Raw genomic sequence first — 23,931 nt, forward strand, 5'->3', positions numbered from 1 at the left:
GACCGAAGGGCATGTTTCACGTGAAACCGATCGATCCGCGCCTGCTGCGATACGCCCGCGCCACCCGCTTCTTTCTGGTGGCGGTCGTCGGTCTGGGGGCCCTCGGGGCCGGGCTGGTCATCGCCCAGGCGATGCTCATCGCCGAGGTGGTGGTCGGAGCGTTCCAGCATGGGCAGTCGGTCGCCGAACTGCGCACTCCCCTGTTGCTGTTGGCTGCCGTGGCCGTGGGCCGGTCGGCTGTCGCGTGGCTCACCGAACTCGCGGCACACCGCGCGAGCGCGGCCGTGAAATCGGAGCTGCGCGGGCGGCTGCTGGAGCGCGCCGCTCAGCTGGGCCCCGGGTGGCTGAGCGGTCAGCGGACCGGCTCACTGGTCACCCTGGCCACACGCGGGGTGGACGCACTGGACGACTACTTCTCGCGCTATCTCCCCCAGTTGGGACTCGCCGTGGTCGTCCCGGTCGCCGTGCTGGCGCGGGTCGTCACCGAGGACTGGGTGTCGGCGGCGATGATCGTCGGCACTCTGCCGCTGATCCCCCTCTTCATGGTGCTGATCGGGTGGGCCACGCAGTCCCGGATGGACCGTCAGTGGCGGCTGCTGTCCCGGCTCTCCGGCCACTTCCTGGACGTGGTCGCCGGGCTGCCCACGCTGAAGGTGTTCGGCCGGGCCAAGGCCCAGGCCGACTCCATTCGCCGGATCACCGGCGAGTACCGCCAGGCCACGATGCGCACCCTGCGGATCGCCTTCCTCTCGTCCTTCGCCCTGGAATTGCTGGCCACGCTGTCGGTGGCGCTGGTCGCCGTGACGATCGGCATGCGCCTCGTACACGGCGACATGGACCTGTACATCGGCCTGGTCATCCTGGTGCTGGCGCCCGAGGCGTATCTGCCGCTGCGCCAGGTGGGCGCGCAGTACCACGCGGCGGCGGAGGGGCTCGCCGCGGCCGAGGAGATCTTCGCCGTCCTGGAGACACCGGTCCCGGCGTCGGGGACCGCGGCGGTGCCTGCGGGACCGGTGGCCTTCGACGGGGTGACGGTCCGCTATCCGGGGCGGTCGGCGGATGCCGTGACCGACGTGTCCTTCGCTGTGGAGCCCGGCGAGACCGTGGCGCTCGTGGGGCCGAGCGGTGCGGGCAAGTCGACGTTGTTGAACGTGTTGCTGGGGTTCGTGCGGCCGGCCGAGGGCCGGGTGCGGGTCGGGGGAGCCGATCTCACGGACGTCGACCTGGAGCAGTGGCGGTCGCGGATCGCTTGGGTGCCGCAGCTGCCGCACCTGTACGCCGGGACCATCGCCGAGAACGTACGGCTGTCCCGGCCCGACGCGGATGACACCGCCGTGTACGGGGCCCTGCGGGACGCCGGGGCGCTGGAGTTCGTGGAGGCGCTGCCCGAGGGAATCGGCACGGTGCTCGGGGAGGACGGGGCCGGGCTGTCCGCCGGCCAGCGGCAACGGCTCGCGCTGGCCCGGGCCTTCCTCGCCGACCGGCCCGTGCTGCTGCTGGACGAGCCGACGGCCGCGCTGGACGGGGCGACGGAGGCCGAGGTCGTGGCAGCGGTGCGGCGCCTCGCGGTGGGCCGCACGGTGCTGCTGGTGGTGCACCGGCCGGCGCTGCTGGACGTGGCCGACCGGGTGGTGCGGCTGGACCTCCCCGAGTCGCCCATGGCCGAGTCGGCCGCCGCCGTGGCCGCCGTACACCACGGCTCCGGCACGCGCTCTTTCGAAGCGAGGAGCCCTGCCGAGGAGCCCGCAACCGGCGTCACCGCGCCTCGGCGGCGTGTCCTGGCCCGGGTCAGGGCCCTGGCCGGTCCCCGGCGCGGACGGCTGCTCCTCGCGCTGCTGCTCGGGAGCCTGGCGCTCGGCAGTGCTGTCGGGCTGATGGCCACCTCCGGCTGGCTCATCTCGCGGGGCTCGCAACAGCCGCCGGTGCTCTATCTGATGGTGGCCGTGACGGCGACGCGGGCCTTCGGGATCGGGCGGGCCGTTTTCCGGTACGCCGAGCGGCTGGTGTCGCACGACGCCGTGCTGCGGATGCTGGCCGACACCCGGGTCGCCGTCTATCGGCGCCTGGAGCGGCTGGCGCCCGCAGGGCTGCGGTCTGCCCGCCGCGGCGATCTGCTCACCCGGCTGGTCGCCGATGTGGACGCACTCCAGGACTACTGGCTGCGCTGGCTGTTGCCCGCCGGGGTCGCGGTGGCCGTCTCGACCGCCTCGGTCGCCTTCATGGCCTGGCTGCTGCCGGAGGCCGGGGCCGCGCTCGCTGCGGGCCTCCTGTTGGCCGGCGCCGGTGTCCCCGTGATCACCGCGGCCGCGGCCCGGCGTGCCGAGCGGCGGCTGGCGCCCGCCCGGGGCGTGCTCGCGACCCGCGTGACCGACCTGCTCACCGGCACCGCCGAGCTGACCGTCGCCGGGGCGTTGCCGGACCGTACGGCCGCGGCCGGGCAGGCCGACGGCACACTCACCCGGATCGCCTCGCGCGCCGCCACGGTCACCGCGCTCGGCGACGGCCTCACCGCCTTGATCTCCGGCCTGACCGTCACCGCCACCGCGCTGCTGGGCGCCCAGGCGGTGGCCGCGGGCAGGCTCGGCGGCGTGGCGATGGCCGTGGTGGTCCTCACCCCGCTGGCCGCCTTCGAGGCCGTACTGGGGCTGCCGCTCGCCGTGCGCTTCCGGCAGCGGGTGCGGCACAGCGCGGAGCGCGTGTACGAGGTGCTGGACGCCCCGGAGCCCGTACGGGAGCCGGAGCGGCCCCGGCAGGCGCCCGCCACGCCCTTCCCGGTCGTGGTCAAGGGCCTGGCCGCCCGGCACGCGGGGCAGCACCGGGACGCGCTCGCCGGGCTCGACCTCACGCTGGAACAGGGGCGCCGGATCGCCGTGGTCGGGCCGTCCGGCTCCGGCAAGACGACCCTCGCCCAGGTCCTGCTGCGCTTCCTCGACCCACAATCCGGCTCGTACACGCTCGCCGGTGTGGACGCGTACGCGCTGGCCGGTGACGACGTACGCCGGCTCGTCGGACTGTGCGCCCAGGACGCGCACCTCTTCGACAGCAGCGTGCGCGAGAACCTGCTGCTCGCCCGGAAGGACGCCACCGAGACCGACCTGCGCGACGCGCTGGCCCGGGCCCGGCTGCTGGACTGGGTGGACGGGCTGCCGGACGGCCTGGACACGCTCGTCGGCGAGCACGGGGCGCGGCTGTCCGGTGGGCAGCGGCAGCGCCTCGCGCTGGCCCGCGCACTACTCGCCGACTTCCCGGTTCTCGTCCTGGACGAGCCCGCCGAGCACCTGGACCTGCCGACGGCGGACGCGCTCACCGCGGATCTGCTGGCCGCCACCGAGGGCCGTACGACACTGCTGATCACCCACCGGCTGGCGGGGCTCGACGCGGTGGACGAGGTGGTCGTGCTCGATGCGGGTCGGGTGGTGCAGCGGGGACCGTACGCGGAGCTGGCCGCTGTGGACGGGCCGCTGCGCGCGATGGCGCGCCGGGAGGCGGCGGCGGAGTCGCCGGCGGGGGCGCGGTGACGGCCGCCCCCTCGCCGCCCGCCGCCTGCGGGTGCCGCAGCTGCTGGGGGCGATGCGGTCCGTGGGCAGCGGGCTGGAACTGAACTCCACGACGGACGGGCGCCAGGGGCTGCTCGGCGCGCTCATCCTCGTCGGCCGGCGCCGGGGGCGGGGTCAGACGCGTCCGGTGAGCATCCGCTCGATCACGACCGCCACCCCGTCCTCGTTGTTGGCGACCGTGCGACCCGAGGCCGCGGCGACGACGTCCGGGTGGGCGTTGCCCATCGCGTACGACCGGCCGGCCCAGGTCAGCATCTCGACGTCGTTGGGCATGTCCCCGAAGGCGACGACCTCCGCGGGCGAGATGCCGCGCTCGGCGCAGCACAGGGCCAGCGTGCTGGCCTTGGAGACGTCGGGGCCGCTGAGTTCCAGCAGGGCGCTGGGGCTGGAACGGGTGACGTTGGCGCGGTCGCCGATCGCGAGGCGGGCGAGGGCGAGGAAGGCGTCCGGGTCGAGGTCGGGGTGGTAGGCGAGGATCTTGAGGACGGGCTGGTCGGCGTCCGGGCCGTCGGCGGCGAGGAGAGCCTCGGCGGGCAGCAGGTTGTCCGGTATCTCCATGTGCAGCTTGGGATAGGCGGGTTCCTGGTGGAAGCCGTACGTCTGCTCGACCGCGAAGACCGTGCCGGGTACCGCGTCGCGCAACAGCCGTACGGCGTCCAGCGCGTTCTGCCGGGCCAGCTCGCGCACCTTCACGAACCGGTGGGCACCGGGGCCGCCGTGCAGGTCGACGACGGCGGCGCCGTTGCCGCAGATGGCCAGGCCGTGGCCGTGGACGTGGTCGCTGACGACGTCCATCCAGCGGGCCGGGCGGCCGGTGACGAAGAAGACCTCGACGCCCGCCTCCTCGGCGGCGGCCAGCGCGGCGACCGTCCTCGGGGAGACCGACTTGTCGTCGCGCAGCAGAGTGCCGTCGAGGTCGGTGGCGATCAGCCGCGGCCGTAGGGCGGCGGCCGGGGTCCCGGGCTGTCTGGTCGCTGAGGTCACCCGGCCATTCTCGCGCATATGCCCGCACGGCCGTGCGGGAGTCCGCACAGATGAGTCCATGGACACATCGCTCCCGGTCACGGCAGTTGGGCGAGTGCCTCCAGGGCGATCTGCTCGAAGACCTTCTCGTCCGCGGCGAAGTCGGAGTCGGGGATGGGCCAGTGGATCACGATCTCGGTGAAGCCCAACTCCTGGTGGCGGCCCGCGAAGTCCACGAAGGCGTCCAGGGACTGCAGCGGCCGGCCGCGGTCCGGGGTGAAACCGGTGAGCAGGACCTTGTCCAGCCCGGCCACGTCCCGGCCGGCCGCCGCGCACGCCTCGGACAGCTTCTCCGCCTGGCCGCGCAGCGCCTCGACCGACTGCTCCGGGGTGCCGTTCTCGTACAGCTTCGGGTCGCCGGTGGTCACCCACGCCTGTCCGTACCGAGCGGCGAGCTTCAGTCCGCGCGGGCCGGTGGCCGCCACCGCGAAGGGCAGCCGGGGCCGCTGGACGCAGCCGGGTATGTTGCGCGCCTCGTGCGCCGAGTAGAACCGGCCCTCGGACGACACGGCGTCCTCGGTGAGCAGCCGGTCGAGCAGCGGCACGAACTCGGCGAGCCGGTCGGCGCGTTCGCGCGGCGTCCAGGGCTCCTGGCCGAGGGCCGTGGCGTCGAAGCCCGTGCCGCCCGCGCCGATGCCCAGGGTGATGCGGCCGCCGGAGATGTCGTCCAGGGAGATCAGTTCCTTGGCGAGGGTCACCGGGTGCCGGAAGTTCGGCGAGGTGACCAGCGTGCCCAGGCGGAGCCGGTCGGTGGCGGCCGCGGCGGCGGTCAGCGTCGGTACGGCACCGAACCACGGGCCGTCGCGGAAGCTGCGCCAGGACAGGTGGTCGTAGGTGTACGCGGTGTGGAAACCGAGCTGCTCGGCCCGCACCCAGGCCGAACGGCCGCCCTCGCTCCAGCGGCGGTACGGCAGGATCACGGTGCTCAGACGCAGACTCATGCGCCCGAGACTACGGCGACCCACGGACAATGACCGAAAGCGGTCACCGTACGTGCCTGCTGAGCCACGGGGTGAGCAGGATCTGCGGGATGTACTCCACGTGCGCGCGGTCGCCGGGCAGCGGGACGACGAGGCGGTGACCGGGCGGGAAGCGGCGCCCTCTGACGTGGGCGAGGCCGCCGAAGACGGACCGGAGGAAGGCGGGGACGTCGTCGCGCGGGATGTCGGGGCACTCGACGCCCTCGACGGTGATCAACGCGTCGTCCTCCGGATAGAGCCGCACGCTCACCCGGGGGAGTCCGCCGAACTCGGCGTACGCCTCGTGGGGCAGGGAACCGTCCGGGTCGGTGGTGACGCCGACGCCCGCGGCGCTGCGGCGGGAGGTCTGGTCGGCGCCGATGTCGTGGGTCACCTCGATCTCGCGCGCGTACTCGGCGGCGAGGGCGCGCAGGGCGGTGACGGCGGCTTCGGTGGTGGGCAGCTGCTCGGGCGAGTGGTCCATACCACTGATCATGCCGGGGCGACCGGCCCGGATGTCAGTGCCCCTCGGGAAAGCGCAGGTAGCGGGGTGGTACGGCCTGGGTGAGCCACACCCCGTTCGCGCTGCGGTGGAAGAGGTGGCCGTCGCGGTGCATGGCGCCGGCGTCCACGGCGAGTACGACGGGGCGGCCGCGGCGGGCGCCGACCCGGGTCGCGGTCTCTCGGTCTGCCGAGAGGTGGACGTCGTGCCGGTTCATGGGCCTGAGGCCCTCGGCACGGATCGCGTCCAGGTTGCGGGCGATGGTCCCGTGGTAGAGGTACGGCGGCGGGGTCGCCGGGGGCAGGCCCAGGTCGACGTCGATGCTGTGGCCCTGACTGGCGCGGATCCTCGTGCCCTCGATCGCGAAGCGCTGCTTGTCGTTGGCGGCCACGACGTGGTCGAGCTCCTCGCGAGAGAAGCGGAAGCCGTGTGCGGCGGCCGCGGCGATCAGCGTGTCGATCTCGACCCAGCCGCCCGCGTCGAGTGTCAGGCCGATGCGTTCGGGCTGGTGGCGCAGGTGCTTCGAGAGGTATTTCGACACCTTCACGGTGCGTCTTTCATCCATCTCTCCAGGGTGCGGGAGAGATGCGGATCACGCAGGTTATTTTCGTCCCGAGGTTTGATCCACAACCAAGTCGAGTTATCCACAGGGGAATTGGAGAAGTTGTGGACAACTGATAGGCAGTTCAGGGTCATTCGCCAAGTTCGGTGTGGGGGCGATTCGGTGAGGCAAGATCGTCCAAGGTCCTTGCCCTGACCTCTCGGTCGGCGGCCAGCGCGATGAACGTGGACGTGTGTTCCTGGCCAACAAGGCTCTCCACAGCGCTGATCGTCTCAACGGGGAGGTCGATGGAGCGCGTCTCCCTGTGCGGCTTCGGCGGTCTCTCGGTGCCGAGGCGGGTTCGTAGATGCTGGACCGCGAACACGCGCATGGCACGGGCGAGTTCGGCGTCCACGGTCTGCTGGGCCAGGGGGCGCAGCCGGCGTACCAGCGAAGCCGCTTCCGCCGCATGCGCGTCCGTGCGGTGACCGGGATCGTCGAGATAGCGGGCGAAGACGTATTCGGTGGTGAACTCCAGGAAACGGGCGGCTATGTGCTCGACCTGGCCCCTCAACTCCTTGAGATGGCCCGATATCGCGGAGAGCGGAACACCGGCCGCGTGCAACTCCGCTGCCACGGACAGCTCTTGGGGGCTCGGTACGCGAAAGGTGTCCTGGTCGCCGTGGATCCGTTCCAGCACGCCGAGTTCGACGGCCTCGGCTACGGCGTCGTCGTCGGGGGCGTCGCCGAAGCGGGCGTTCAGCTCGGCGCGGGTGATGCGGGCCGGTTCCTCGTCGGTCCACGGGCCCTCCACCTCGGTGACCAGGCCGAGGACTCCTCCCAGGCCGCGGCCGGTGTCCCAGGCGTCCAGGAGTTCCTTGATGGAGGCCAGGGTGTAGCCGCGGTCGAGGAGGTGGGCGATCTGGTGGAGGCGGGTGAGGTGGATGTCGGAGTAGAGGTTGGCCCGGCCCTGGCGTTCGGGGCGGGGGAGGAGGCCTTTGTCCTGGTAGGCGCGGATGGTTCTTACGGTGGTGTGGCTGTGGTGGGCGAGGTCTTCGATGCGGTAGGTCTTTTGGGCCGGGGGGTCGGTCATGCGGGGGGTTCCTTTGCGGTGACCGGAGTTGGGGCTGGGCGGGGGGCGGCCTCGCTTGCCCGCGCTGGCGGGGTGCCGCTGCGCCCACCCGTGCCGCCCCAGCGGCACGACTGCCCGCAGCTATGTAGTCCTGCTCACAGCTTCGGATTCACGCGCGCGATTCCTCTCAACACCCCCGGCATGAAACGCGACAGGAGATGTGCGCCGCGGGCCTCCGGTGTCACCGGTACCACTGCTCTGTTGTGGGTCACCGCGTCCAGGATCGCCCCGGCTACCTTCTCCGGTGGGTAGTTGCGCAGGCTGTACAGGCGGGCGGAGTGTTTCTGGCGGCGGCGTTCCTCGGTCTCGTCGACGCCGGTGAAGCGGGCCGTGGAGGTGATGTTGGTGTTGACGAGGCCGGGGCAGATCGCCGTGACCCCGATGTCCTGCGAGGCCAGTTCGGCGCGCAGGCACTCGGAGAGCATCAGGACCGCCGCCTTGGAGGTGCTGTAGGCGGGCAGTGCCCGCGAGGGCTGGTACGCGGCCGCCGAGGCGATGTTGACGATGTGGCCGCCCTGGCCGCGCTCGGCCATCCGCGCGCCGAAGAGGCGGCACCCGTGGATCACGCCCCACAGGTTGACGTCCAGGACCTTGCGCCAGTCGTCGGTGGTCGTGGTGAAGAACGAACCCGACAGACCGATCCCCGCGTTGTTGACCAGCACGTCCAGCACGCCGTACGCGCGGTGCACCTTCTCGGCGAGTTTCTCCATGGCCTGCTCGTCGGAGACGTCCGCCGTCTCCGCCCAGGCCTCGGGGGCGCCGATCAGCCGGGACAGCTCGGCGGTGCGGGTCGCGGCCTCGGCGTCGCGGTCGACGGCCACCACGCGCGCGCCGGCCTCCGCGAACGCGAACGCCGTGGCCCGGCCGATGCCGCTGCCCGCGCCGGTGACCAGCACCAGCTGCCCGCCGAACCGCTCGGCATGGCGGCCGGTGGCCGCCGGCTCAGGGCGGCCGCCCTCCACGGCCGTCACGAACTCCTCGATCCATGCGGCCAGTTGATCCGGGCGGGTGCGCGGGATCCAGTGCTTGGCCGGCAGCGTGCGGCGGGTCAGTCGCGGCACCCACTGGTCGAGGTCGTCGTAGAGCCGCTCGGACAGGAACGCGTCCCCCTGGGGCGTGATGAGCTGCACGGGCGCGTGCGCGTACGCGTCGGGGCGCGGCCTGCGCAGCCGGGCGCGGACGTTGTCCCGGTACAGCCAGGCGCCGTGCGCCGCGTCGGAGGGCAGGGACGCGGTCGGGTAGCCGTCGCCGGGGACCTTCTCGACCCGCTGGAGGATCTTCGGCCAGCGCTTGCCGAGCGGGCCGCGCCAGGCCAGTTCCGGCAGGGCGGGCGTATGCAGCAGGTAGACGTACCAGGACTTGGCGCCCTGGCCGAGGAGCTGGCCCACCCGGCGGGGCGTGGGGCGCTTCATCCGCGCGTTGATCCAGTGCCCGAAGTGGTCCAGGGACGGTCCGGACATCGACGTGAAGGAGGCGATACGGCCCTCCGTGCGGCCCACCGTGACGAACTCCCAGGACTGCACCGAGCCCCAGTCGTGACCGACCACGTGCACCGGGTGGTTGGGGCTCACCGTGTCCACGACCGCCAGGAAGTCGTCCGTGAGCTTCGCCAGGGTGAAGCCGCCGCGCAGCGGCTGCGGTGCCGTGGAGCGGCCGTGGCCCCGGACGTCGTACAGGACGACATGAAATCCGCAGCGGTCGGCGAGGCGGGCGGCGACCTCCGACCACACCTCCTTGCTGTCCGGATAGCCGTGCACCAGCACCACCGTCGGCTGCTCCGGATCGCCCAGCTCGGCCACGCACAGCTCGACCCCGCCGGTCCGCACCCAGCGCTCGCGCGCACCCTTCAGCATCGAAGGTGTCGTCACTTCTCCTCCGCCCAGCGCCGCACGTGCGGCAGATCGTCGTCCAGCCAGAACGCGCTCTGCTCGGGGTCCCGGGAGTCGGTGAGCACCAGGATCTCCTCGAACTTCGCGCCCGTGCCCCGGAAGCCGAGGTGCGGTTCGACCGCCCACAGGCCCGGCTGCGGCGGGTGGTCGGAGAAGCGGTACGGCGACCACAGGGGTGACCAGCCCTCGCGGTGGCCGTGCAGAGCGTCGGCGGCCAGACCCTTCAGGGACTGCGTGCCGAACCCGAACAGGTGAGGTGACCAGCGGCGCTGCTTCACCCGGTCCACCTTGTGGGCGATCACGCCGAAGGGATACGCCCGGTGCCGGTTGGCGTAGCCCTGGCGGACCATGAGGCGGTCCACGTCCTCGTAGATCTCGCGCAACGGGCGCCGCTCGCGCACCTCGCGCAGGATCAGCTCGCGATGCGCCTCCAGGTCGGCCATCAGCCGGTCCTGCACCGGGTTGACACCGAGCGAGCCCGAGTAGCCGATGTCGGCCGTGTATCCCTCGTAGACCGGGGCCATGTCCAGGATGAACGGCATCCCGGGTTCCAGGGCGCGGTCGGTCGGGAAGAACTGCAAGGGGATGCGGAAGTCCACGAACGCCGTGCGGTCGCCGAACCAGGCGAAAGGCAGGTGGAACCAGTCCCGCACTCCCCGCTCGCGCAGCCACTCGCGCTGCATCCGTGCCGCCTCGCGCTCGGTCACACCCGGCTCGAGGCGTGCCGCGACCGCCTCCGCGCACTCGTAGGCGAGGCGCTGCACCCGCCTGAACCCCTGCAACTCCGTGGAGAGTTCGCTGCTCACTGCCGTCGTCATGCCGCCCCGTCCCGTCGACTGCGGTACGCGTCCGTAACTTGACACTGGTGAATGTGACAGTTGTTAGAGGCGGCGTCAATAGCCGGGATCAAGGGCTGTGGATAACTCTCAGGCACTGGATCCCTTAGGGCCTCGTAATACTCGAGTCTGACGCGAAGACGGCTCTGAGGTCTGACGACCGGCGTGGTCTGGATCACTACCGTCGAAGACGTGACTGTGATCGCGACCGAAAGCCTGAGCAAGCGGTTCACCCGGGTGACCGCGCTCGACCGGCTGTCCGTGGACATCGGACCCGGTGTGACCGGACTCGTCGGAGCCAACGGCGCCGGCAAGTCCACGCTCATCAAGATCCTGCTGGGTCTGTCCCCCGCCACGGAGGGCCGCGCCGAGGTGCTCGGCCTCGACGTCGCCGCCAAGGGCGCCGCCATCCGTGAGCGCGTGGGCTACATGCCGGAGCACGACTGCCTGCCGCCCGACGTCTCGGCCACCGAGTTCGTCGTCCACATGGCACGCATGTCCGGCCTGCCGCCCACCGCCGCGCGCGAGCGCACCGCGGACACCCTGCGCCATGTCGGCCTGTACGAGGAGCGCTACCGCCCCATCGGCGGCTACTCGACCGGCATGAAGCAGCGCGTGAAGCTCGCCCAGGCCCTGGTGCACGACCCGCAGCTGGTCTTCCTGGACGAGCCGACCAACGGCCTCGACCCGGTCGGCCGCGACGAGATGCTCGGCCTGATCCGCCGCATCCACACCGACTTCGGCATCTCGGTCCTGGTCACCTCCCACCTGCTGGGCGAGCTGGAGCGCACCTGCGACCACGTCGTCGTCATCGACGGCGGCAAGCTGCTGCGCTCCAGCTCCACCACCGACTTCACGCAGACCACGACCACCCTCGCGATCGAGGTCACCGACAGCGACGACCACCCCGACGGCACCCGCGCGGTCCGCGACGCGTTCCACGCGCGCGGGGTGGACACCCACGACGAGGGCGGCGGCCTGCCCGGCGCCGGGCACATCCTGCTGCTGACCGCCCCGGGCGAGGAGACGTACGACCTCGTGCGCGACGTGGTCGCCGACCTGGGCCTCGGCCTGGTGCGCATGGAGCAGCGCCGGCACCACATCTCCGAGGTGTTCACCCACAGCGACGAGCAGCGGAAGGAGGCCGTCGGTCATGGCGGTTGAGCAGCCCATGCACACGGCGGTGACGCCCTCCGGCGACCAGACCCGCATCCACGACATCGGCTACCGCGGCTACGACGGCCCGCGCCTCGGCCGCGCCTACGCCCGCCGCTCGCTGTACTCGCAGTCCCTGCGCGGCGCCTACGGCCTCGGCCGCTCGGCGAAGTCCAAGGTGCTGCCGATGCTGCTGTTCGCAGTGATGTGCGTGCCCGCGGCCATCATGGTGGCCGTCGCGGTGGCCACCAAGGCGCACGAACTGCCGGTGTCCTACACCCGCTACGCGATCGTCATGCAGGCCGTGATCAGCCTGTACGTGGCCTCGCAGGCACCCCAGTCCGTCTCGCGCGACCTGCGCTTCAAGACCGTACCGCTGTACTTCTCGCGGCCCATCGAGACCGCCGACTACGTACAGGCGAAGTTCGCGGCGCTGGCCTCGGCCCTGTTCGTCCTCACCGGCGCCCCGCTGCTCGTGATGTACGCGGGCGCGCTGTTGTCCAAGATGGGCTTCGCCCATCAGACCAAGGAATTCGCCCAGGGACTGGTCTCCGTGGCCCTGCTCTCGCTGCTGTTCGCCGGCCTCGGCCTGGTCATCGCCGCCGTCACCCCGCGCCGCGGCTTCGGCATCGCCGCCGTGATCGCCGTGATGACCATCTCCTACGGTGCTGTCACCACGCTCCAGGCCATCGCCAACGTGCAGAACAGCACCGGTGCCATCCCGTGGATCGGCCTGTTCTCGCCGGTCACGCTCATCGACGGGGTCCAGTCGGCCTTCCTGGGCGCGACCACCCGCGCCCCCGGCGGGATCGATCCGTCGACCGGACAGGGCATGGTCTACGTCCTGGCCGTCCTGGGACTCATCGCCGGCTGCTACGGCCTGCTGATCCGCCGCTACAAGAAGGTGGGCCTGTGACCACGCTCAACATCGACCACGTCTCCCGCTGGTTCGGCAACGTGGTCGCCGTCAACGACATCACGATGACCATCGGCCCCGGCGTCACGGGCCTGCTCGGCCCCAACGGCGCCGGAAAGTCCACCCTCATCAACATGATGGGCGGCTTCCTCGCCCCCTCCACCGGCTCGGTCACCCTGGACGGGCAGCCGGTGTGGCGCAACGAGGCCATCTACCAGCACATCGGCATCGTCCCCGAGCGGGAGGCGATGTACGACTTCCTCACCGGCCGCGAGTTCGTCGTCGCCAACGCCGAGCTGCACGGCCTGGGCGCCAAGGCGGCCCAAAGGGCCCTCGCCACGGTCGAGATGGAGTACGCGCAGGACCGGAAGATCTCCACGTACTCCAAGGGCATGCGGCAGCGCGTGAAGATGGCCTCCGCGCTCGTCCACGACCCGTCCCTGCTGCTGCTCGACGAGCCGTTCAACGGCATGGACCCGCGCCAGCGGATGCAGCTCATGGACCTGCTGCGGCGGATGGGCGACGAGGGCCGCACGGTGCTGTTCTCCTCGCACATCCTGGAGGAGGTCGAGCAGCTCGCCTGGCACATCGAGGTCGTCGTCGCAGGCAGGCACGCGGCCAGCGGCGACTTCCGCAGGATCCGCCGCCTGATGACCGACCGCCCGCACCGCTACCTGGTGCGCTCCAGCGACGACCGCGCGCTCGCGGCCGCGCTGATCGCCGACCCGTCGACGTCCGGCATCGAGGTCGACCACGCCGAGGGCGCGCTGCGCATCCAGGCCGTGGACTTCGGCCGCTTCACCGCCCTGCTGCCCAAGGTCGCACGCGACCACGGCATCCGGCTGCTCACGGTCTCGCCGTCCGACGAGTCCCTCGAGTCCGTGTTCTCGTACCTGGTCGCGGCGTAGGAGGCCGAAGATGTACGACCCCACTGTCGCCCGGCTCACCTACAGGGCCCTGTTGGGCCGCCGCCGGGCCCTCATCCTCGGGGCGCTGCCCCTGCTGCTGATCGTGCTCTCCGTGGCCGTGCGCGGCCTGACCGGAGCGGACGACCAGACGGCCGCCGACGTCCTCGGCGGGTTCGCGCTCGCCACCATGGTGCCGATCATCGGCGTCATCGCGGGCACCGGAGCGATCGGGCCGGAGATCGACGACGGCTCCGTCGTCTACCTGCTGTCCAAGCCGCTGAAGCGGCCGACGATCATCTTCACCAAGCTGATCGTCGCCGTCGCGGTCACCATGGTGTTCTCCGCGGTGCCGACCCTGATCGCGGGCCTGATCCTGAACGGCAACGGGCAGCAGGTCGCCGTCGCCTACACGGTGGCCGCGCTGGTGGCCTCCATCGCGTACTCCGCGCTGTTCCTGCTGCTGGGCACCGTCTCCCGGCACGCCGTGGTCTTCGGGCTGGTCTATGCCCTCGTCTGGGAGGCCCTGTTCGGCTCCCTGGTGCCCGGCGCGCGCACCCTGAGCGTCCAGCAGTGGTCGCTCGCCGTCGCCCACAAGGTCGCCGGCGGGGATCTGGTGACCTCCGACGTGGGGCTGACGACCGCCACGGTGCTGCTGATCGCGGTCACCGTCCTGGCCACCTGGTACGCCGGCCAGAAGCTGCGCGCGCTGACGCTGGCGGGCGAGGAGTAGGCCCCGATCGGTCCCCGGCGGCCTTGACGGGGACTTCACCTCTGTCCCAGCACACTGGGCAAAGCGGATGGACGGCTAGGAGGCCGCAGATGGCGGAGGAGACGCCGCAGTACGACGCCCGTGGGCGGGCCGACGGTGAGGTCTGGGACGAGCTCGTCCTGGACGAGAGCTTCGTACGGGCCGCCGAGACCTCCGAACCGTCCGCCCGGGCCCGGATGCTCGCCGCCCGCTGGCGTGCCGAGGAGCCGGAGCCGCAGCCGTGGCGGTCCGACGAGCCGCCCGCGGGCTGGTTCTTCAGCAAGGCACGGCGCCGCAGGTGGCGCCGTCGGCAGTCGTGAGGGCCAGCGGTTAATTCAGTGGCGCCCAACTCGGTGGTGGGGCACATTGGTTGTGCCCCATCCGCCGGGAGTGTCCCGGCGCCGCGCACTGGGAGAGGAGTCGGGCGATGTCCATGCACGGCAGTACGCCCAGCTCCCGACAGGGCAGTCCGCGGCGGGCTCCGGAGTAGCCATTACCTCTCCGTGGAGCCGCCGACTGCCCGGGGCGGCCGCTTCGAGCACGCGATGTCGCTCTCGCGTGGGCCGCCCACCCGGAGGATTGGCCGAGTGGTAAGGCACCGGCTTGCTAAGCCGTGGTCGGGGGTGACCCCGCGCACGTTCGATCCGTGCATCCTCCGCGAGACGTTCCACTGGGGCTCGGCCGCTCTTTGCAGGGCTTGGGGTCCGCTGAGAAGGCGCCCGGCGCTGTAGGCCGTGCCCACCCTCCCCCACTCTCGGCTTCGCTCGAGCGGGGGGACCCCCATCGCCCTGCGGAACGACTGCCCACGGCGGTGGCCGCCACTGCGGGGCCCGCGGCTAGCCCAGCAACCGCTCCAGTACCACCGCGATGCCGTCCTCCTCGTTCGAGGTCGTCACCTCGTCTGCCATCGCCCTCAGTTCCTCGTGGGCGTTGGCCATGGCCACGCCGCGGGACGCCCAGGCGAACATCGGGATGTCGTTGGGCATGTCGCCGAAGGCGATCGTGTCGGCTGCCTTCAGGCCCACGCGGCGGGCCGCCAGGGACAGGCCCGTGGCCTTGGACAGGCCGAGCGGCAGTAGTTCCACGATGCCCGCGCCCGCCATGGCGACGGTGACGAAGCCTCCGGCCGCCCGGCGGGACGCCTCCGCGAGCTCGTCGTCGCTCAGCGTCGGGTGCTGTATGTAGATCTTGTTCAGCGGGGCGGTCCAGAGGTCGGACGCGTCCGTGAAGGGGGTCGCGGGGAGCGTGCCCGTGGTCGCGTAACCCGGTCCCACCAGCACCTCGCCGTCCAGGCCGTCCCGGCTCGCCGCCAGGTACAGCGGGCCCACCTCGGCCTCGATCTTCGCCAGGGCCACGCCCGCCAGCTGCCGGTCCAGGGTCACGGACGTCAGCAGGCGGTGCCGCCCGGCGTCGTACACCTGTGCGCCCTGGCCGCAGACGGCGAGACCGTCGTAGCCGAGATCGTCGAGGATGTGCCGGGTCCAGGGGACCGCGCGGCCGGTGACGACGATGTGCGCGGCGCCCGCCGCGGTGGCCGCGGCGAGCGCTTCACGGGTGCGCTGCGAGATCGACTCGTCGGAGCGCAGGAGCGTTCCGTCGAGGTCGGTGGCGATGAGGCGGAACGGGAATCCGGCGCTCACTTGGCGACCGGCTCCAGGACCTCCCGGCCGCCCAGGTACGGGCGCAGCACCTTGGGCACGTACACCGAACCATCGGCCTGCTGGTGGTTCTCCAGGATCGCCACGATCGTGCGCGGTACGGCGCACAGGGTGCCGTTGAGCGTGGCCAGCGGGCGGACCTGCTTGCCCTCGCGGACGCGGATCGACAGACGGCGGGACTGGAACTCGGTGCAGTCCGAGGTCGAGGTCAGCTCGCGGTACTTGCCCTGGGTCGGGACCCACGCCTCACAGTCGAACTTGCGGGAGGCCGAGGCGCCGAGGTCGGCGGAGGCGACGTCGATGACGCGGAACGGCAGCTCCAGCGAGGTCAGCCACTGCTTCTCCCACTCCAGCAGGCGCTTGTGCTCCTCCTGCGAGTCCTCGGGAGTGACGTACGAGAACATCTCGACCTTGTCGAACTGGTGCACGCGGAAGATGCCCCGCGTGTCCTTGCCGTGCGAGCCGGCCTCGCGGCGGAAGCACGGGGAGAAGCCCGCGTAGCGCAGCGGCAGCTTGTCGGCGTCGATGATCTCGTCCATGTGGTACGCCGCCAGCGGGACCTCGGACGTGCCGACCAGGTACAGGTCGTCCTTGTCGAGGTGGTAGACGTCCTGGGCCGCCTGGCCGAGGAAGCCGGTGCCGGCCATGGACTGCGGGCGGACCAGCGCCGGGGTGAGCATCGGTGTGAAGCCGGCCGCGGTGGCCTGCGCGATCGCCGCGTTCACCAGGGCCAGCTCCAGGAGGGCGCCGACGCCGGTGAGGAAGTAGAAGCGGGAGCCGGAGACCTTGGCGCCGCGCTCGACGTCGATCGCGCCGAGAAGCTGGCCCAGCTCCAGGTGGTCCTTGGGCTCGAAGCCCTCGGCACCGAAGTCACGGATGGTGCCGTGCGTCTCCAGCGTGACGAAGTCCTCCTCGCCGCCGACGGGCACGTCGGGGTGGACGAGGTTGCCGAGCCGCTGGAGCAGCTCCTGGGTCTCGGTGTCGGCGGCGTCGCGCTCGGCGTCGGCGGTCTTGACGTCGGCCTTCAGCTGCTCCGCGCGCTTGAGCAGCTCGGCCTTCTCGTCGGCGGTGGCCTTGGGGATCAGCTTGCCGAGCTGCTTCTGCTCGGCGCGCAGCTCGTCGAAGCGGACGCCGGAGGACCTGCGCCGCTCGTCGGCAGACAGGAGAGCGTCGACGAGCGCGACGTCCTCTCCACGGGCGCGCTGGGAGGCGCGCACACGGTCGGGGTCCTCACGGAGCAGGCGAAGGTCAATCACGTGGCCAAGGCTACCGGTGCGAGCTCGCAGGCCACGACTCACTATTGCGACTCATGCCTTACGTGCCGTTATGGGTTAATTGCGCAGTGTGTCGGAGTCGGTCAATAAACCCGTCTCATTCCCTGGAACGTAGCAGTCGATGAACGCCTGGTTGACCGGATTTCCTTGTGGAGAGCGGCACTTGGGGATGCCGTTGTCCACAGGAATCCATGCCTCGGGAAGAGTTATCCACAGGCTGTGCGGAAAGTCTGTGGACTTCGGAATTGATCACTCCGGAACTGTCGACCGGACTGAAGAATTCCCGGTTCAAGCAGGGGTGACACCCGCTTTCGGGTGGAAAAAGGTCGCTCCAAAAGATGAACCAAAGGAAACGGGTGGACGAAGGGTGACTTGCGGGACGGCGACCCCAACAGGGACGTCCAGGGCGATTTGTCGACTGGGTCGCCGACCTCTGTCGACTTGTCCCCAGGTCGAGAAGCGGACCTGTGGATAACTTCTGTGGATAACGAAGATATGCAGGTAGGACTGGCCGGAAGCAGTCTACGACCGCGCTAGAAGCGGCCGTCCTGGCAGCGCGCCACCCAGTCGGCCGCCGCCACGAACTCCTCGTCCGAGGTCCCCGGCAGGGTGGGCCGGGCCTCGCCCGGCTTGATGTCGGCGCGCGGATAGGAGCCGAGGAAACGCACCTGGAGACAGATCCGCTTCAGCCCCATCAGGGCCTCGGCCACCCGGCGGTCGGAGATATGGCCCTCGGCGTCGATGCAGAAGCAGTAGTTGCCGATGCCCGCGCCGGTCGGCCGGGACTGCAGCAGCATGAGGTTGATGCCGCGGGTGGCGAACTCGCCGAGCAGGTCGCGCAGGGCGCCGGGATGGTCGTCCCGCTGCCACAGCACCACCGAGGTCTTGTCGGCACCGGTCGGCGCCGCGGGCCGGGCCGGGCGGCCGACCAGGACGAACCGGGTCTGCGCGTTCTCCGCGTCGTGGATACCGGTCTCCAGGGCCGTGAGGCCGTACCGGGCGGCGGCGAACTCGCCCGCGAAGGCGGCGTCGTACTGGCCCTCCTGGACCAGGCGCGCGGCGTCCGCGTTCGAGGCGGCCGACTCCCAGTGGACATCCGGGAGGTTCTTCTTGAGCCAGTTGCGGACCTGAGGCTGGGCGGCCGGATGCGCGGAGACCGTCTTGATGTCGGACAGCTTCGTGCCCGGCCGGACCAGCAGCGCGAAGGTGATCGACAGCAGCACCTCGCGGTAGATCATCAGCGGCTCGCCCGCGACCAGCTCGTCCAGGGTGGTGGTGATCCCGCCCTCGACGGAGTTCTCGATCGGCACGAACGCGGCCTCGGCGTCGCCGGTCCGCACTGCGTCCAGCGCGGACTGCACCGACACGTACGGGATCAGCTCCCGGGTGGCCGCCTCCGGAAGCGTGCGCAGGGCGACTTCGGTGAAGGTGCCTTCGGGACCGAGATACGCATAGCTCGCTGGCATGTCCTCACCCTAATGGCCGCCGTGAAACGCGTCTCCCGTGTCTCACGGACGCCACTCGACCGGGTGGTTTCAAACCCGAAAACCCAGAAAGGCGAAACCTCGCCTCACCCTTCCAGCAGCCGCTGCCCCACGTACTCTCCCCCGGCCGCACCGCCGGGTACCGCGAACAGACCGCTCGACTCGTGCCGGATGAACTTCGACAGCGCGTCCCCGCGGTCGAGTTTGCGCTGCACCGGTACGAAGCCGCGCAGCGGGTCCGCCTGCCAGCAGACGAACAGCAGCCCGGCGTCCGGCGTCCCGGCCGCGTCGATGCCGTCGTGGTAGGAGAACGGGCGCCGCAGCATGGCCGCGCCGCCGTTCCGGTCGGGCCGGGTGATCCGGGCGTGCGCGTTGATCGGGACGACGTACTCGCCCTTGGCGTCGGCCTTCTCCAGGTCCATCGGGGTCGTTTCGCCGCCTCCGGACAACGGCGCCCCGTCGGCCTTGCGGCGCCCGATGACCGCCTCCTGGGCCGTGAGCGACAGCTTCTCCCAGTCGTCCAGGAGCATGCGGATGCGGCGTACGACGGCGTAGGAGCCGTTCGCCATCCACGCGGGCTCCCCCGAGGCGGGCACGAAGATCCGCTTGTCGAAGTCGGCGTCGGCCGGCTTCGGATTGCGGGTGCCGTCGAGCTGGCCCATGAGGTTGCGGGCCGTCATCGGGTGGGCGGTGGCGCCGGGGGTGCGGTTGAAGCCGTTCATCTGCCAGCGGACGCGGGCCGCGCTGCCGGCGTCCTTCTGGATCGCGCGCAGCGCGTGGAAGGCGACCAGGGCGTCGTCGGCGCCGATCTGCACCCACAGGTCGCCGTCGCTGCGCGCCTTGTCGAGCTGGTCGGAGGAGAAGTCGGGCAGGGGGTCGAGGGCGCCCGGCCGCTGCTTCTCCAGACCGGTCCGGCCGAAGAAGCTGTGGCCGAAGCCGAAGGTGACCGTCAGCGAGGACGGGCCCGCGTCCCGGGCCACGTCGGTGTCGTCGTGCGGGGCGGCCTCGCCCGCCATCAGCCGGTCGGCCGTCGCCGACCAGCGGCGCAGCAGTGCTGCCGCCTCCTTGCGGCCCGCGCCCGCCGCCAGGTCGAAGGCAACGAGGTGGCCGCGGGCCTGGAGTCCCTCGGTGATGCCGGGCTGATGTTTCCCGTGAAACATCGCCCGGCCGGAGCCCACCGAGGTCAGTGGAGTGGCCCGGGCGGGCGCGGATGCGTAGCCCACGGCCCCGCCGGCCGCGCCGAGCACGAGCCCGGTGGCGCCGGCGGTGCCGAGCAGCGCGCGCCGGGAGATGCCCTGGCCGCCGTCGGAAACGGGCTCCCGCACCGCGGAGTCGGACGTACGGGCCTGAGGGATGGACTGGTCGGGCATGGTGGGGTTCAGCCGATCTGCGCGTTCTTGGAGACGGTCACCTGGTCGATGTCGGAGGTCCGCACGGTTACGGCGATCTTCCAGTCGCCCGCCATGGGGATCTGCACCCCGCTCGCCGACCAGTGGCCGGTGGCGATGTGGTCGGGGGTCACGGGAAGCGGCCCGATCTTCTTCGCCGTGAGGGTGAAGGCGATCTTCACCTCGGGGATGTCGAAGGCGCGTCCATTGGGCCGCTGCACGTAGACGTGCATCTCGTTGCCGCCCACGCGCGCGGGGTCGAGGTCGATCCGGACGAGGCCCTTGCCGTCGGTGCCGCCGGTGTCGAAGGGCATGTCCAGGGTCAGTGCGCCGGACGAGGACGAGGACGACGATGAGGAGGAGCTGGAGGACGACGAGGTGGCGGCTTTGGCGTCCTGCTCGGTGCGGCCCGGCTCGGTCTGGGTCAGCCAGGTGGTGACGGCGAGCAGCACGAGGGCGACGCCCGCCTCGGCGAACACCGAACGGCGCAGACCGAAGCGGTTCGGGTCGGCGTCCCGCAGCTGCCGTTGCCGGGCGGCGTCCACCGCGGCCCGCTGCCGGGCGAGCTGGGCGGCCCGCTTGCCGTCTCCGGAAGCGGCACCCTTGGCGGCGGCCTTCGATGCGGAGACGTGCTCCTTCTCGCGCTGCTTCGCCTTCTTGGTGACGGCGACCGTGTTCGTGACGTCCGCGAGCCGTCCCGTCCACCGCCGCGAGATCCACGCGATGCCCACCAGCAGCGCCACCAGCGCGATCTTGACCAGCAGCAGCTGCCCGTACCGGGTCTCGGTGAACGCCGACCAGGAGCCGAGCTGGCGCCAGGCCTGGTAGGTGCCGGTGGCGACCAGGGTGAGGACGGAGCCGAACGCGACCCGGGAGAACCGGTGGACGGCGGCGGCCTCGATCGGAGTGTCCGCGGGTGCCCGGTACAGGGCGACGAGCAGGGCGGTGAGGCCGCCCAGCCAGGTGGCGACGGCCAGCAGGTGCAGGACGTCGACGGGCATGGCGATGCCCGGCTGGAGCCCGGTGGAGGCGTGCTCGGCCATGGCCCAGCTCGCCGCGAGCCCGGCGGCCACGACCACCCCGCCGACCGCGAGCCCGAAGGTCAGGTCGCGCTTCTCCTCGCCCTCCTCCCGGCGGTTGTAGGCGCCGAAGAGGACGGCGATGAACAGCGCGGCGGCGGCGAGCAGCAGCAGCCGGGAGACCAGCGCGGCGCCGGTCTTGGTCTGCAGCACCTGGCCGAGCAGGTCCAGATCGAAGACGTCGCCGAACTTCCCGGAGGAGGTGTAGGAGCCGCGCAGGAGCAGCAGCCACAGGGTGGCCGCGGTGAGCGCGAGCCAGCCGCCGACCACGAGCCGCTGCATGGCCCGTACGCCCGAGCCGCTCCGCCAGCAGGCCAGCACGAAGGCGGCGCCGCCCGCCAGCACGATGAACCCGGCGTAGGAGACGTACCGTCCGAACGCGTAGAGCCAGCCGACGACTCCGCCGCCCGCCGCGGTCCCGACACCGGAGACGACGGTCTGGGAGGGCGCCCCGATGGAGAAGGTGTAGGCGCCGGAGACGGGATGGCTGTCCGCCGAGACGACCTGGTAGGCGACCGTGTAGGTGCCCTTGGCGAGGCCGCTCTTGAGCTGCACGGCGTACGTTGTCCCGCTCACGTTGGCCGGCGAGCCCACCTCGACCTTCTTGCCCTTGGGGTCGAGGACCTGGAGCGAGTCGTCGTTCATCGCCACCTTCTCGGAGAAGGTGAGCGACACCTGGGTGGGTGCCTTGTCGACCACCACCCCCTGCGCGGGGTCGCTGCCGGTGAGCGCGGCGTGTGCGGAGGCCGGTCCGGCGCCCGCGAGCAACGCGCCGGTGACAGCGAGGAGCAGCAGCACCAGGGTCCGCAGGCGGGGGGTGATGGTCCGGGTCAAGGTGGTCCCTCCCTCAGTGGCCGGTCGACGGGTTGTACGTGGCGGACTTCACCGGCATCTCGACGGTGAGGGGCCCGGATTTCGCGAAGGTGAGCTTCAGGGTGACCTTCTGGCCCTGCTCCGGCTTGCGCTTCAGCTTCTCGAACATCAGATGGTTGCCACCGCTTTTGAACACGAGTTGACCATGGGCCGGTATGGCGAAGGAGGTTTTCTCCTGCATGGCCCCGCCGACGGTGCTGTGCATGGTGACCTGGCCGGCGATGTCGCTGGTGACCGAGGTCAGCTCGTCCTTCGTGCCGCCCTTGTTGGCGATCGTCAGGAACCCGGCGGCCATGTCGGCGGAGACGGGCTGGGGCATGTAGGACGCGCTCACGGACAGTCCGGCTTTGGAGGAGCCGGAGTCCGAGCCGGATCCGGAGCCGCAGCCCGCGAGGGCCAGGGCGCCGGCGAGCGCGGCCACGGGCAGGACGGCACGCCTCACGGCTTGGCTCCCTTGACGAGCTTCGGCAGGTCCTTCGTGTAGTCGTCGACCGTGGCGTCCTCGCCGTAGAAGACGTAACCCGCATCGGTCTTCGGCGAGAAGGCGATGACCTGGGTGCCGTGCACCGAGACGACCTTGCCGTTCTTGTCCTTCTTCGTCGGCTCGATGGAGATGCCGACCGAGCGGGCACCGGCCTGGATGGTGGCGAAGTCGCCGGTCAGACCGATGAACTGGGGGTCGATGCCCTTGAGCCACTTGCCCAGTTCGGCAGGGGTGTCGCGGGCGGGGTCGGTGGTGACGAACACGACCCTGAGGTTGTTCTGCTCGGCCTTGGGCAGCGCCTTCTTGGCGACGGCGATGTTGCTCATCGTCGTCGGGCAGATGTCGGGGCAGTGCGTGTAGCCGAAGTAGACCAGGGTCGGGTGACCCTTGGTCTCGGCGCGCAGGTCGTACTTCTTGCCGTGCGTGTCGGTGAGGACCAGGTCCGGCTTCTCGAACGGCTGGTCGAGGATGGTCGCAGCCTTGCCCGAGTCGGTCTCCTCGGAGACCACGGCGACGGGCGACTTGCCATCGCCACCGCTGCCGCAGGCGGAGAGGGTCAGGGTGGCGGCGGCGAGCAGCGCGGCCGCGGCGAACGTCTTCTTGCGCATAGAAAAATGTCCCAGATGTGAGAACTCCGGCGCGCACCGGGTCGTACGACAGAGTCGCACGACCCCTGGTGCGCGGGCGGAACGGTGGGTCAGGCGGTCCGGCGGCGGCCGGCGAGGACGCCGTAGGCCACGCCCGCGACGCCGATGACGATGCCGACCACGCCGAGCACGCGCGCGGTGGTGTCGCTGTCGCTCTGCGAGCCCTCGGCGGCGGCCGTCTTCTCGGTCTTGCCGTCGGTCTTCTCGGAGGCGTCCTCGGCCGTGGAGCCTCCGTGGTGGTCGCCGGTGGCGGCCGACAGCTCCAGCACCGGGGCCGGGTTCTCGGGCTCGGCCTTACCGTCCTGCGCCACCTCGATCCAGCGCACGACCTCCTTGTTCGAGTACGTCTGGACCGCCTTGAACACGAGCTGGTCGGTGTCCTCGGGCAGGGCGCCGACGGAGAGCGGGAACTTCTCGAAGTAGCCGGGCTCGATGCCCTTGCCGTCGGCGGTCCAGGTGACCTTGGTGACGGCTTCGTCGATCTTCTCGCCGTGCATCGTCAGCGGCTTGTCCAGCTTGGACTTGGTGACCTTCACGCTCCAGCCGGCGAGGGGCTCGGGCATGACGGAGGCCAGCGGGTGGTCGGCCGGGAAGTTCACCTCGAGCTTGGTGGTCGAGGCGTCGTCGCGCTCGTTGGGGACCTTGAAGTCGACGACCGCGTAGCCGCCCTTGGCCGCAGTTCCCTCGGGCTGCACGCTGATGTGCGCGAAGGCGGGGGCGGACAGGGCGAGGACGGCGGTACCCGCGGCAGCAGCGGCGGCGGCGATACGAGAAGCCTTCATGGCAGGGAGCACTCCACTCCGAGTGAGTTGCGGTGGTGATCGGGAGTACGCGTGCGCGTGGCGGTGCCGTTCGTGGTGCCACGTGTGGATGGGCGC

Annotated in this window: 21 protein-coding genes and 1 tRNA gene; 7 read left to right on the forward strand and 15 right to left on the reverse strand. The window is 71.1% G+C overall.

Annotated features, from left to right (window positions below):
- Window positions 1-20: 20 nt before the first annotated feature.
- Window positions 21-3,518, forward strand: a complete 3,498-nt coding sequence (gene cydD / locus AQI88_RS19225; protein ID WP_067000907.1) for a thiol reductant ABC exporter subunit CydD — start codon at window positions 21-23, stop codon at window positions 3,516-3,518.
- Window positions 3,519-3,671: 153 nt separating this feature from the next.
- Here the strand turns inward: cydD and AQI88_RS19230 are convergent, their stop codons facing one another.
- The 7 genes from AQI88_RS19230 to AQI88_RS19260 form a co-directional block, all read right to left on the reverse strand.
- Window positions 3,672-4,559: an HAD hydrolase family protein gene (locus AQI88_RS19230; protein WP_208615831.1), complete on the reverse strand. Its 888-nt coding sequence runs from the start codon at window positions 4,557-4,559 to the stop codon at window positions 3,672-3,674.
- A 59-nt stretch (window positions 4,560-4,618) separates the two neighbouring features.
- Window positions 4,619-5,521 (reverse strand): LLM class flavin-dependent oxidoreductase, encoded by a 903-nt coding sequence (locus tag AQI88_RS19235; protein WP_067000545.1) that lies wholly within the window; start codon window positions 5,519-5,521, stop codon window positions 4,619-4,621.
- A 43-nt stretch (window positions 5,522-5,564) separates the two neighbouring features.
- Window positions 5,565-6,035, reverse strand: coding sequence for a hypothetical protein (locus tag AQI88_RS19240; RefSeq protein ID WP_067000547.1), 471 nt, complete (start codon window positions 6,033-6,035; stop codon window positions 5,565-5,567).
- Window positions 6,036-6,057: 22 nt separating this feature from the next.
- Complete coding sequence (locus AQI88_RS19245; RefSeq protein ID WP_067000551.1) at window positions 6,058-6,606, reverse strand: RNA 2'-phosphotransferase; 549 nt, start codon at window positions 6,604-6,606, stop codon at window positions 6,058-6,060.
- A 127-nt stretch (window positions 6,607-6,733) separates the two neighbouring features.
- Window positions 6,734-7,675 carry a MerR family transcriptional regulator gene (locus tag AQI88_RS19250; RefSeq protein WP_067000554.1) on the reverse strand — a complete coding sequence of 314 codons (942 nt, stop codon included), beginning with the start codon at window positions 7,673-7,675 and terminating at the stop codon, window positions 6,734-6,736.
- A gap of 134 nt (window positions 7,676-7,809) precedes the next feature.
- Complete coding sequence (locus AQI88_RS19255; protein ID WP_107118603.1) at window positions 7,810-9,567, reverse strand: SDR family oxidoreductase; 1,758 nt, start codon at window positions 9,565-9,567, stop codon at window positions 7,810-7,812.
- A gap of 11 nt (window positions 9,568-9,578) precedes the next feature.
- A complete protein-coding gene (locus tag AQI88_RS19260; protein ID WP_067000557.1) occupies window positions 9,579-10,421 on the reverse strand; it encodes a M24 family metallopeptidase in 843 nt (280 codons plus the stop codon).
- A gap of 216 nt (window positions 10,422-10,637) precedes the next feature.
- On the opposite strand from AQI88_RS19260, the gene AQI88_RS19265 reads away from it, so the two are divergent.
- From AQI88_RS19265 to AQI88_RS19290, 6 genes are all read left to right on the forward strand, one after another.
- The gene (locus AQI88_RS19265) at window positions 10,638-11,603 is read left to right on the forward strand and encodes an ABC transporter ATP-binding protein (RefSeq protein WP_067000916.1); all 966 of its coding nucleotides are present in this window, start codon (window positions 10,638-10,640) and stop codon (window positions 11,601-11,603) included.
- On the forward strand, window positions 11,593-12,510 hold the full coding sequence (locus AQI88_RS19270) for a hypothetical protein (protein WP_067000560.1): 918 nt from the start codon (window positions 11,593-11,595) through the stop codon (window positions 12,508-12,510). Before AQI88_RS19265 ends, AQI88_RS19270 begins: the two co-directional genes overlap by 11 nt.
- Complete coding sequence (locus tag AQI88_RS19275) at window positions 12,507-13,418, forward strand: ABC transporter ATP-binding protein (RefSeq protein WP_067000563.1); 912 nt, start codon at window positions 12,507-12,509, stop codon at window positions 13,416-13,418. Before AQI88_RS19270 ends, AQI88_RS19275 begins: the two co-directional genes overlap by 4 nt.
- Before the next feature lie 10 nt (window positions 13,419-13,428).
- Window positions 13,429-14,148 carry an ABC transporter permease gene (locus AQI88_RS19280; RefSeq protein ID WP_067000566.1) on the forward strand — a complete coding sequence of 240 codons (720 nt, stop codon included), beginning with the start codon at window positions 13,429-13,431 and terminating at the stop codon, window positions 14,146-14,148.
- Between the two features lie 89 nt (window positions 14,149-14,237).
- On the forward strand, window positions 14,238-14,486 hold the full coding sequence (locus AQI88_RS19285) for an SGM_3592 family protein (RefSeq protein WP_067000569.1): 249 nt from the start codon (window positions 14,238-14,240) through the stop codon (window positions 14,484-14,486).
- Window positions 14,487-14,739: 253 nt separating this feature from the next.
- Window positions 14,740-14,824 (forward strand) — tRNA-Ser (locus tag AQI88_RS19290).
- Between the two features lie 178 nt (window positions 14,825-15,002).
- Here the strand turns inward: AQI88_RS19290 and AQI88_RS19295 are convergent.
- The 8 genes from AQI88_RS19295 to AQI88_RS19330 form a co-directional block, all read right to left on the reverse strand.
- The gene (locus AQI88_RS19295; protein ID WP_067000572.1) at window positions 15,003-15,806 is read right to left on the reverse strand and encodes an HAD family hydrolase; all 804 of its coding nucleotides are present in this window, start codon (window positions 15,804-15,806) and stop codon (window positions 15,003-15,005) included.
- The gene (serS, locus tag AQI88_RS19300) at window positions 15,803-17,080 is read right to left on the reverse strand and encodes a serine--tRNA ligase (RefSeq protein ID WP_067000575.1); all 1,278 of its coding nucleotides are present in this window, start codon (window positions 17,078-17,080) and stop codon (window positions 15,803-15,805) included. Before serS ends, AQI88_RS19295 begins: the two co-directional genes overlap by 4 nt.
- Before the next feature lie 551 nt (window positions 17,081-17,631).
- A complete protein-coding gene (pheA, locus tag AQI88_RS19305; RefSeq protein WP_067000577.1) occupies window positions 17,632-18,564 on the reverse strand; it encodes a prephenate dehydratase in 933 nt (310 codons plus the stop codon).
- A gap of 104 nt (window positions 18,565-18,668) precedes the next feature.
- On the reverse strand, window positions 18,669-19,952 hold the full coding sequence (efeB, locus tag AQI88_RS19310; protein WP_067000580.1) for an iron uptake transporter deferrochelatase/peroxidase subunit: 1,284 nt from the start codon (window positions 19,950-19,952) through the stop codon (window positions 18,669-18,671).
- An 8-nt stretch (window positions 19,953-19,960) separates the two neighbouring features.
- Window positions 19,961-21,883: a copper resistance CopC/CopD family protein gene (locus tag AQI88_RS19315; RefSeq protein ID WP_067000583.1), complete on the reverse strand. Its 1,923-nt coding sequence runs from the start codon at window positions 21,881-21,883 to the stop codon at window positions 19,961-19,963.
- A gap of 13 nt (window positions 21,884-21,896) precedes the next feature.
- Window positions 21,897-22,364, reverse strand: coding sequence for a copper chaperone PCu(A)C (locus AQI88_RS19320; protein ID WP_067000586.1), 468 nt, complete (start codon window positions 22,362-22,364; stop codon window positions 21,897-21,899).
- Window positions 22,361-23,014 carry an SCO family protein gene (locus tag AQI88_RS19325; RefSeq protein WP_067000589.1) on the reverse strand — a complete coding sequence of 218 codons (654 nt, stop codon included), beginning with the start codon at window positions 23,012-23,014 and terminating at the stop codon, window positions 22,361-22,363. The genes AQI88_RS19320 and AQI88_RS19325 overlap by 4 nt, the downstream gene beginning before the upstream one ends.
- An 89-nt stretch (window positions 23,015-23,103) precedes the next feature.
- Complete coding sequence (locus AQI88_RS19330; protein WP_067000592.1) at window positions 23,104-23,835, reverse strand: YcnI family copper-binding membrane protein; 732 nt, start codon at window positions 23,833-23,835, stop codon at window positions 23,104-23,106.
- Between the last annotated feature and the right edge of the window lie 96 nt (window positions 23,836-23,931).

Source organism: Streptomyces cellostaticus (assembly GCF_001513965.1).
Taxonomy (GTDB): Bacteria; Actinomycetota; Actinomycetes; order Streptomycetales; family Streptomycetaceae; genus Streptomyces; species Streptomyces cellostaticus.

Excerpts from the sequence above, each read along its gene's own strand:
- AQI88_RS19230 (WP_208615831.1), bottom strand. The coding sequence starts at position 4,559 with ATGCGCGAGAATGGCCGGGTGACCTCAGCGACCAGACAGCCCGGGACC.
- AQI88_RS19235 (WP_067000545.1), bottom strand. The coding sequence starts at position 5,521 with ATGAGTCTGCGTCTGAGCACCGTGATCCTGCCGTACCGCCGCTGGAGC.
- AQI88_RS19240 (WP_067000547.1), bottom strand. The coding sequence starts at position 6,035 with ATGATCAGTGGTATGGACCACTCGCCCGAGCAGCTGCCCACCACCGAA.
- AQI88_RS19245 (WP_067000551.1), bottom strand. The coding sequence starts at position 6,606 with ATGGATGAAAGACGCACCGTGAAGGTGTCGAAATACCTCTCGAAGCAC.
- AQI88_RS19250 (WP_067000554.1), bottom strand. The coding sequence starts at position 7,675 with ATGACCGACCCCCCGGCCCAAAAGACCTACCGCATCGAAGACCTCGCC.
- AQI88_RS19255 (WP_107118603.1), bottom strand. The coding sequence starts at position 9,567 with ATGCTGAAGGGTGCGCGCGAGCGCTGGGTGCGGACCGGCGGGGTCGAG.
- AQI88_RS19260 (WP_067000557.1), bottom strand. The coding sequence starts at position 10,421 with ATGACGACGGCAGTGAGCAGCGAACTCTCCACGGAGTTGCAGGGGTTC.
- AQI88_RS19270 (WP_067000560.1), top strand. The coding sequence starts at position 11,593 with ATGGCGGTTGAGCAGCCCATGCACACGGCGGTGACGCCCTCCGGCGAC.
- AQI88_RS19280 (WP_067000566.1), top strand. The coding sequence starts at position 13,429 with ATGTACGACCCCACTGTCGCCCGGCTCACCTACAGGGCCCTGTTGGGC.
- AQI88_RS19285 (WP_067000569.1), top strand. The coding sequence starts at position 14,238 with ATGGCGGAGGAGACGCCGCAGTACGACGCCCGTGGGCGGGCCGACGGT.
- pheA (WP_067000577.1), bottom strand. The coding sequence starts at position 18,564 with ATGCCAGCGAGCTATGCGTATCTCGGTCCCGAAGGCACCTTCACCGAA.
- efeB (WP_067000580.1), bottom strand. The coding sequence starts at position 19,952 with ATGCCCGACCAGTCCATCCCTCAGGCCCGTACGTCCGACTCCGCGGTG.
- AQI88_RS19325 (WP_067000589.1), bottom strand. The coding sequence starts at position 23,014 with ATGCGCAAGAAGACGTTCGCCGCGGCCGCGCTGCTCGCCGCCGCCACC.
- AQI88_RS19330 (WP_067000592.1), bottom strand. The coding sequence starts at position 23,835 with ATGAAGGCTTCTCGTATCGCCGCCGCCGCTGCTGCCGCGGGTACCGCC.